We start from the raw sequence: 9,328 nt of genomic DNA, 5'->3' as shown, positions 1-9,328 counted from the left end.
TTAATACTTTGGCAAGTAAGATAAATAATGATCCTATAGTTCGCGGAAAAATAAAGATATTATTCCTTGAAAATTATGGGGTGTCCCTTGCTGAAAGAATTATTCCTTGTGCAGATGTAAGTGAGCAGATATCTACTGCATCAAAGGAAGCCTCTGGAACAGGTAATATGAAATTTATGATGAATGGGGCTATAACAATAGCTACATTAGACGGTGCAAATGTGGAGATATTTGATGCGGTTGGTAAAGAAAATATTATATTGTTTGGGCTTACAGCTCAAGAGGTAATAGAGTATTATAAGAATAAAACATATAACTCTTATTATATATATAATAATGATCAAAGGATAAATACCATATTAAATCAATTGATAAATGGATTTTTAGGAACTCCTAAAACAGAATTTATGGGTTTATATGATAGCTTACTTGCTAATAATGATGAGTATTTTGTGTTAAAAGATTTTGACGCTTATGTTAATGCTCATAGTGAGATTGATAGGTTATTTAGGCAAAAATCTATTTGGCAACAAATGTCAATTACAAATATCGCAAAATCTGGTATATTCTCTAGTGATAATACGATAAAGAAATATGCAAAAGAAATTTGGGATACACCACCTGTTAATATTAAGTTGTAATTTAATAATATTAAGGTTTAGTTATATGAAAATGCTATACTAGTCAATTATCTAGTATAGCATTTTGTTTTATAATCCTTCTTGACAAATTGTATTTATTAATCTATGATTTTGATAAAATGAAATAAAATCTGACAAATCTTTTATAAAAAGTTATTTTAATTTAATATGTTTTTTATGATACCCAATTTAAAAAAATATAGGAGGGAGAAAACTATTATGAAAAAAGAAATGATAGCAATGATACTAGCAGGTGGTCAAGGATCAAGGTTAAAACAATTAACTAAGATGACAGCGAAGCCAGCAGTTCCATTCGGAGGAAAGTATAGAATTATAGATTTTTCATTAAGTAATTGTTCAAATTCTGATATAGACACAGTAGGAGTTCTTACTCAATACCAACCTTTAGCGTTAAATGCACATATAGGTATAGGTGCTCCATGGGATTTAGACAGGAGAAACGGTGGTGTAAGTCTACTGCCCCCTTACCAGAGTGAGAATGGTGGCAATTGGTACAATGGCACAGCAGATGCTATATTTCAAAATATAAATTATATTGATGACTTTGAGCCGGAATATGTTCTTATTTTATCAGGAGACCATATTTATAAAATGAATTATTCGAAAATGCTAGATTATCACAAAGAAAAAGGCGCTGATGTTACTATTGCTGTAATAGAGGTGCCAGATGATGAGTGTAGTAGGTTTGGAATAATGAATACAAAGGAAGATTATAGTATCTTTGAATTTGAAGAAAAGCCTAAAGAGCCTAAAAATAATTTAGCTTCTATGGGAGTTTATATTTTTAACTGGTCTGTACTTAAAAAACTTTTAAAAGAGGACAATCTCGATAAAGAATCAAGTAATGATTTTGGAAAAAACATAATACCAAAAATGCTTCAGGATAATCAGAAGTTATATGCATTCCCATTTAAAGGATATTGGAGGGATGTTGGTACTATTGAAAGTTTTTGGTCCGCTAATATGGATTTGATATCTGATAAGAATGAACTTGATATACATGATAATAATTGGAAAATATATACTGTAAATCCTATGTTACCACCTCAATATATAGGGCCAGAAGCTAAAATTAATAATGCATTGCTCAATGAGGGTTGTACAGTATTCGGAGAAATAAATAATTGTGTGCTTTTTCAAGGAGTACATGTAGGTAAAAATACTAAAATAACTAATTCAGTTATTTTACCAAATACTAAAATTGGAAAAAATGTGGTTATAGATAAAGCTATTGTAGGGAGTAATGTTACCATAAGACGTGATTCATATATTGGAAATGGGAAAGATATTATTGTTGTAGAAGAAGGAGCCGAAATAAAAGCTAATTCAAAGATGTTAACTAAAGTATAAAATAAAAGAGGTGATAAAAATGCTTGGAAATTATATGGGAATATTAATGTTAAATGAGAGGGAAGATAATATTAAAAGCCTTACAAAATCAAGACCAATAGCTGCTATACCTATAGGAGGGAGATACAGGATTATTGATTTTGTGCTCTCCAATATGGTTAATTCAGGTATTCATAATGTAGGCATTTTCACTAACACAAAATCTAGGTCATTAGTTGGTCATTTAGGTTCAGGGAAACCGTGGGATTTAGATAGAAAAATAAATGGACTATTTGTATTTAATCTTACATCAGAAAGATCAGAGTTAAGGGATATAGATGTATTAAACGACAATGTGGAATATATTTATAAATCAAAACAAGATTACGTAATAATATCTTCTTCATACATGTTATGCAATTTGGATTACAATGAAGCGGCAACTTATCATGAGGAATCGGGTAGTGACATAACATTATTATATAAAAAAACGAATAGTGGGAAAATTGATTATTTAAGTTGCAGTACATTATATATTAATGAAGAAAATAAAGTTTTAAGCGTTGGGAAAAATATAGGTGTATCAGATAAACTAAATATATCAATGGAAATGTTTATTATGAAAAAGAGCACTCTTATTGATATTGTGAAAAATGGTATGCAAACAGGATATCATAATTCAATAAAATCATTTATATATGAACATGTTTTGAAGTTGAACATAAATGCATTTGAGTTTAAAGGATATGTTAAGCGTATAGATTCTTTGAGAAATTATTATTCTGCTAGTATGGATATGTTAAAAACTAAGGTAACAAAAGAGTTGTTTTTTAGTAATGGGTTAATTTATACAAAAAGTAAAAATGAGGCCCCTACTAAATATTTTAATGGATCAAAAGTTAATAACGCTTTAGTTTCAAATGGATGTATTTTGAAGGGGAAAATAGAGAATAGTATAATCGCAAGAAGAGTGACCATACATGAGGACGTGGAAATTAAAAATTGTATAATATTTGAAAAATGTGAAATTAAAAAGGGATGTAAGCTCACTAATGTAATTGTTGATAGAAATATAATTATGCGTGAGAATACAGTGCTTGAAGGTTCAGATGATTTCCCTGTAGTTATAGAGAAAAAGGTTGAACCATACGAATTTTAAAAATAGATATTGATTTAATAAAACAAATGTTGTAATATTGTAATAACAAGTATAAACACGAACGATGAAATGAAAAAAAAAATTAATATTCGCAAACTCATATAAGCTTAGAAATATGGTCTAAGCGTTTCTACCAAGTAACCTTAAAAGACTTGACTATGGGTGTTTTGATAAATAAAGTAAAAATAATTTTAGTATAAATTATTTTTATGGAAGATTTTATTATAAACCCCTTTAGTTAACGTATTAAATCGTTATCTAGGGGGTTATTGTTTTATATATACATAATATGAAAAAATTATTACGAAGGAGAAAATGTATGGAAGCACTAAAGAATAAGATATTAAGTGAAGCAGTAGTAATAGGTAGTGAGATTTTAAAGGTTGATAGTTTCCTCAATCATCAAATTGATATAAAACTATTAAATGAAATAGGACAAGAATTTAAAGAAAGATTTGAAAATGATGAAGTTACAAAAATACTAACAGTTGAAGCATCAGGTATAGGCATAGCATGTATTGTGGCACAATATTTTAACAACGTCCCTGTAGTGTTTGCAAAAAAGAATGATTCCACAACAATGGATAATAACGCATATGAGGCTGATGTATTTTCTTTTACAAAAAATAAGAATTATAAAGTGAGAACTAGTAAAAGATATATAAATAAAGAAGATAAAATTTTGATAATTGATGACTTTTTAGCAAATGGGAATGCAGCTCTCGGTCTTATTAAAATTGTACGTCAAGCTGAGGCTAATATTGTTGGAGTGGGAATTGTAATTGAAAAAGCATTCCAGAATGGTAGAAAATGTATAGAAAAGGAGGGGGTTAAGGTAGAGTCACTCGCCATAATAAAATCTTTAAAAGATAATAAGGTAGTTTTTAAATAATAATATTTTACATAAAAGATTTAAGGGGGCATTACTAATGAAAAAGAAATTAGGAAGTTTACTATTAGCAGTTACATTAATTACATCACTCGCGCTTGCAGGATGTGGTAGCACAAAGAAAACTGGGACAAATGATGTAAAGAAACCAGTAGTAGTAGGATTTATATATGTAGGACCTGTAGGTGACGGTGGTTATACTTATTCTCATGATATGGGAAGAAAAGGTCTTGAAAAACAATTAGGTGTAAAGACTTTGTTCAAGGAATCAGTAAAAGAGAATGTGGCAGATGTAGAACAAACATGCGAGGAAATGATTAATCAAGGAGCTAACGTTATTGTAGGAACTAGCTTTGGATTTATGGATGGAATGGTAGCATCAGCTAAAAAACATCCTGATGTTAAATATCTTCATGCATCTGGGTACACAACATCGACAAATATGTCTACATATTTCGGTCGTATTTATCAAGCAAGATATCTTTCAGGTATAGTTGCCGGTATGAAAACTAAAACTAATAAAATAGGATATGTAGCTGCATACTCAATACCAGAAGTGGTAAGAGGAATTAATGCATTTACTTTAGGTGTACAATCTGTTAATCCTAAAGCTATAGTAAAAGTAAAATGGACTAATACTTGGTATGATCCAGCTAAAGAAAAAGAAGCAGGAAAAGCACTAATTGCAGAAGGCGTGGATGTTATTACTCAACATCAAGATACTGCAGGCCCACTTCAAGCGGCAGAAGAAGCAGGTATATCTGCGATTGGGTACAATACAGACATGAGTGCTAAGGCGCCAAAATCATATATGACAGCTCCAGTTTGGAATTGGACTCCTTATTATGTTGAGCAAATAAAGGCTATTCAAGCTGGGACTTGGAAGTCAGGAAGTTATTGGAAAGGTCTAGAATCTGGAGTAGTTTCGCTTGCACCACTTACAAAAAATGCGCCTAAAGGAGCAGCAGAAGCTGTTGCTAAAGCAAAAGCTGATATTTTATCAGGTAAAAATAAAATATTTGTAGGACCATTAGTAGATCAAAGTGGAGCTGTTAAAATTGCAAAAGGTATAGTTATGACAGATAAGGAACTATTATCATTTAATTGGTTTGTTAAAGGTATAGAAGGAAAAATAGCAAAATAATAAGCATTTGAAACAAAATATAAAAGTTAATAAATATAGCACAAATGATATTATATGAGTGCTATATTTGTTGAATTTGATGGCAATAAGCTCTAATAAATATATTAGAAATGAGGATGTAAATATGGATAAAACCCCTTATGTATCTATAGAAAATATTAGTAAAACCTTCGGGAAAGTAATAGCTAATAACAATATGAATTTAACGCTACTAGGCGGAGAAATCCATGCATTACTAGGTGAAAACGGGGCAGGCAAAAGCACCCTTATGAACATGTTATCTGGAGTTTATACACCAGACAGCGGTTCTATTTTTATTCACGGAAAAAACACTAACTTTAATAGTCCAAAGGATGCAATTAAGGCTGGTGTTGGAATGATTTATCAACATTTTAAATTAGTTGAAGAAATGACTGCTAAGCAAAATATATTACTTGGTCAAACAAGAGGTATATTTTTTAATAATAAGGTAGAAATTAAAAAAATTAATGATATATGCGAAAAATTTCATTTGGAAATGGATTTGAATAAATATGTTTCACAGATGCCAGTAGGTGAGAGGCAAAATCTTGAAATACTTAAAGTGCTTTATAGAGGTGCGGATATTTTAGTGTTAGATGAACCTACTACTGTGTTTACAGAAAGTGAAACAGAAAAATTATTTAAGATTATGAGAAGTATGAAAGAAAAAGGAAAAGCAATAATATTCATAAGTCATAAAATGAATGAAGTAATGGAGATTTGTGATAAAATTACTGTTTTAAGAAAAGGTGAGGCTATAAAAACACTTAAGAAAGAAGATACAAGTCCTAAAGAATTAACAGAACTAATGATGGGACGCAAAGCAGATTTATCTATAAAGAAAGTAAATAAAGAGGTTGGCAAGGTAATGCTAGAAGTATCTGATTTAGTAGTTGTAAATGCTGAAAAAGCAGAAATTGTTAAAAATATTAGTTTCTCTCTTAAGCAAGGTGAAATCCTTGGTGTTGCTGGAATTGCAGGCAGTGGGCAAAGAGAATTATGTGAAGCTATTGCAGGTATAGAGAATGTATCTAGTGGAAGTATAGTACTTGAGGGAGAAGACCTTGTAGGCAAATCTCCAAGAGATATTATAAACAAAGGTATAAGTATGAGCTTTATACCAGAGGATAGATTAGGGATGGGCCTTGTTGCGTCTATGGGTATGGTGGATAACCTATTACTTAAGGATTATCATAACCAAAAGGGGATATTTATAGATAGAAAACCAGTAATTGAAAAAGCAAAAGAAATGGTGGAAAAATTTGAAATTAAAACTCCTGATATATATCATCCTATAAAATATTTATCAGGGGGTAACATTCAAAAGATATTAGTTGGAAGAGAATTAAGCATGCATCCTAAAATACTTATTATGGCATATGCTGTTCGTGGGCTTGATATTAATACATGTTATACGATATATGATCTCATAAGTGAGGAAAAGAAAAAAGGTACTGCAGTTTTATTTATAGGAGAGGACCTTGATGTGTTAATTCATTTATGTGATAGGATTATGGTGATTTGCGATGGTGAAATTACTGGAATCGTCGATGCAAAAGAGTCTTCAAGAGAAAAAATCGGTATGATGATGGTTGGAAACACTGATGATATGGACGTGATATAGATGATTCAGATTGTTAAAAGGTCTAAAATTACCAAAGTTGATAACCTTAAAATAAGGTGTCTTGCAATACTCCTATCGCTTGTGGTTTTGGCAATGTTTTTGCTTATTATAAAACTTAACCCACTAGATGTGTATGTAGCAATTGTTCAGGGCAGTTTTGGTTCAACTTATAGTATCCAGCAAACACTTATTAAGGCTATACCACTTATTATAAGTTCACTTGGAATAGCAATAGCATTTAGAATGCAATTTTGGAATATTGGAGGAGAAGGACAAATACTAATGGGAGCATTTGCTGCTACATATTTTGCTTTGAAATTTTCAAATATGCCTAAATTTCCTTTGTTATTGTTAATGTTTTGCGCAGGAGTAGTAGGCGGGGGATTATGGGCGTTAATTGCAGCTTTGCTTAAAGGAAAATGGAATACTAATGAGACTATAGTAACCTTAATGTTAAATTATGTTGCAATAAAGTTTATAACTTATCTTCAATATGGACCTTGGAGAGATAAGGCTGCAATGGGTTTTCCGAAAATTCCTACTTTTTCAGATAACGCAACACTGCCAAATGTTTTTGGTATAAATGCGGGATGGATAATAGCAATTGTACTTGCAATTTTAGTATATGTTTTCATTAAATATACTAAAAAGGGTTATGAAATCTCAGTTCTTGGTGAGAGTGAAAAAACTGCTATATATGCAGGTATAAAAATTAGAAAAACTATGTTTATAGCTATATTTTTAAGTGGTGCCTTATGTGGAATTGCAGGTGTTATTCAAGTTTCTGCTGTTAGTGGAACGCTGTCAGCAGATGTTTCAGGTGGAGTAGGATTTACAGCTATAATTATAGCTTGGCTCTCAGCACTTTCTGCACCGGTTATAGTAATAGTATCTATACTTTTCGCGGCGCTTGTTCAAGGTGCCTCATTTATTCAAACAGCATTTGGCATACCCGAAGCTGCCGCTCAATTGATACAAGCAATTATACTGTTTTTTGTACTAGGTAGTGAATTTTTTACAAAGTATAAAATTAATTTTAAATTCTCAGCTAAACTAAAGGAGGTAAGTAAAAATGAATAGTATAACAACATTTTTAGCCGCTGCAGTTGTAGCTGGTACGCCTCTACTTTTTGCAACACTTGGTGAATTATTAACAGAAAAAGTTGGTAACCTTAATTTAGGGGTAGAAGGTATGATGCTAATGGGGTCTGTCATTGGGTTTATGGCTGGAATAAGTACAGGTAATCCTGTTATAGCAATGATTGCTGCCGCAATTGCAGGTGGCTTTGGCGCTCTGATATATGCCTTTCTAACTATATCTCTTAGGGCGAATCAAGTCGTATGTGGACTTACATTAACTATATTTGGAACAGGGTTCTCAAGTATGGTAGGTAAAAGTTTGATAGGTCAAGTTACGCCAAATACAATTAAGAATTTTTTTGTTACAGTAAGAATTCCAATACTAGGGAATATACCTTTTATAGGAGATATATTTTTTAATCATGATGTGTTCGTATATTTTGGATATATTATGACTATTCTTTTATTCGTATATTTATATAAAACGACTAAGGGATTAAACACTATGGCAGTTGGAGAAAATCCAGCAGCTGCTGATGCAGCAAGTATAAATGTTACTGCTTATAAATATGCTAACACATTAATTGGTGGAGCACTTTGCGGTCTTGGTGGAGCATACTTATCTCTTGTTTATGTACCAGCATGGCAGGAAAACGTAACGGCAGGTAGAGGGTGGATCGCAGTTGCACTTGTAATTTTTGCAACATGGAAACCACAAAAAGCAATAATTGGGGCATATCTTTTCGGGGGACTTGATATATTAGGATTTAGACTTCAAGGGTTACCAGGTTTTGAAATATCACAATATCTTATTGACTTGTTACCTTATGTAGTTACAATAATAATATTGGTAATAGTATCTATGAGAAAATCAGGTAAAAATTCACCACCCGCTGGACTCTCAGTTCCTTATTTTAGAGAGGAAAGGTGACCTTGTTTAAGGTGACTCAAGAATTGGACAAGCAAGCTAACCCGGGGACGGTTAACAACTAATTGATGTTTATAAGAGTGAATGTTGAGGGACGGTTAACAATTAAATGACTAGTTGACTAGTGAGAGACAGTTAATAACTAATTGAATGATATAAATGAATTGTGTAATAAGTTGTTAACCGTCCCACTTGTTTTTCTTGCTTTTTTTATTTATGCAATTGTTTTGTAATTTGTGCGTAATTATAGTATGATGTATAGTAGGAATGGTGAAAAATGAAATATGCAGTTGTTACATTTACCCAAAATGGAGATCAAATAGCGGAAATTTTAGCGTTAAGTCTTAATATAGATCTATATTCAAAGAAAAAACATAGCGATTTTGAGTTTAATTTAGTTAGTAAAAATGTAATGGAGAACTATAGATGTATAATTTTTATAAGTTCTACAGGTATTGCAGTTAGAGCAATAGCACCATACATAAAAAGTAA

The 9,328-nt window shown here is 31.4% G+C and carries 8 protein-coding genes, 1 pseudogene and 1 riboswitch; all 9 genes and pseudogenes read left to right on the top strand.

Going from position 1 to position 9,328, the window contains the following annotated elements:
• The coding region (locus Q0649_RS20595; protein WP_298846290.1) for a glycogen/starch/alpha-glucan phosphorylase at positions 1 to 641 on the top strand (641 nt) is incomplete at its 5' end.
• 216 nt (positions 642 to 857) lie between these two features.
• Positions 858 to 2,012: a glucose-1-phosphate adenylyltransferase gene (locus tag Q0649_RS20590; protein ID WP_298846293.1), complete on the top strand. Its 1,155-nt coding sequence runs from the start codon at positions 858 to 860 to the stop codon at positions 2,010 to 2,012.
• A 19-nt stretch (positions 2,013 to 2,031) separates the two neighbouring features.
• Complete coding sequence (gene glgD / locus Q0649_RS20585) at positions 2,032 to 3,150, top strand: glucose-1-phosphate adenylyltransferase subunit GlgD (RefSeq protein WP_298846288.1); 1,119 nt, start codon at positions 2,032 to 2,034, stop codon at positions 3,148 to 3,150.
• 77 nt (positions 3,151 to 3,227) lie between these two features.
• A riboswitch (purine riboswitch) is annotated at positions 3,228 to 3,329 on the top strand.
• A 140-nt stretch (positions 3,330 to 3,469) separates the two neighbouring features.
• On the top strand, positions 3,470 to 4,042 hold the full coding sequence (locus Q0649_RS20580) for a xanthine phosphoribosyltransferase (RefSeq protein ID WP_298846286.1): 573 nt from the start codon (positions 3,470 to 3,472) through the stop codon (positions 4,040 to 4,042).
• Between the two features lie 37 nt (positions 4,043 to 4,079).
• Positions 4,080 to 5,183 carry a BMP family ABC transporter substrate-binding protein gene (locus Q0649_RS20575; protein ID WP_298846284.1) on the top strand — a complete coding sequence of 368 codons (1,104 nt, stop codon included), beginning with the start codon at positions 4,080 to 4,082 and terminating at the stop codon, positions 5,181 to 5,183.
• A gap of 124 nt (positions 5,184 to 5,307) precedes the next feature.
• Positions 5,308 to 6,828: an ABC transporter ATP-binding protein gene (locus tag Q0649_RS20570; RefSeq protein ID WP_298846282.1), complete on the top strand. Its 1,521-nt coding sequence runs from the start codon at positions 5,308 to 5,310 to the stop codon at positions 6,826 to 6,828.
• Positions 6,829 to 7,908: an ABC transporter permease gene (locus Q0649_RS20565; RefSeq protein WP_298846280.1), complete on the top strand. Its 1,080-nt coding sequence runs from the start codon at positions 6,829 to 6,831 to the stop codon at positions 7,906 to 7,908.
• On the top strand, positions 7,901 to 8,839 hold the full coding sequence (locus tag Q0649_RS20560) for an ABC transporter permease (RefSeq protein ID WP_298846278.1): 939 nt from the start codon (positions 7,901 to 7,903) through the stop codon (positions 8,837 to 8,839). Before Q0649_RS20565 ends, Q0649_RS20560 begins: the two co-directional genes overlap by 8 nt.
• Before the next feature lie 274 nt (positions 8,840 to 9,113).
• Positions 9,114 to 9,328: pseudogene (locus tag Q0649_RS20555) on the top strand (cobalt-precorrin 5A hydrolase); the annotation flags it as partial.

Source organism: uncultured Clostridium sp., assembly GCF_937920395.1.
Classification (GTDB): Bacteria; Bacillota; Clostridia; order Clostridiales; family Clostridiaceae; genus Clostridium_AD.
The sequence above is the reverse complement of the archived record's forward strand: the minus strand, read 5'-3'. Positions and strand labels throughout refer to the sequence as shown.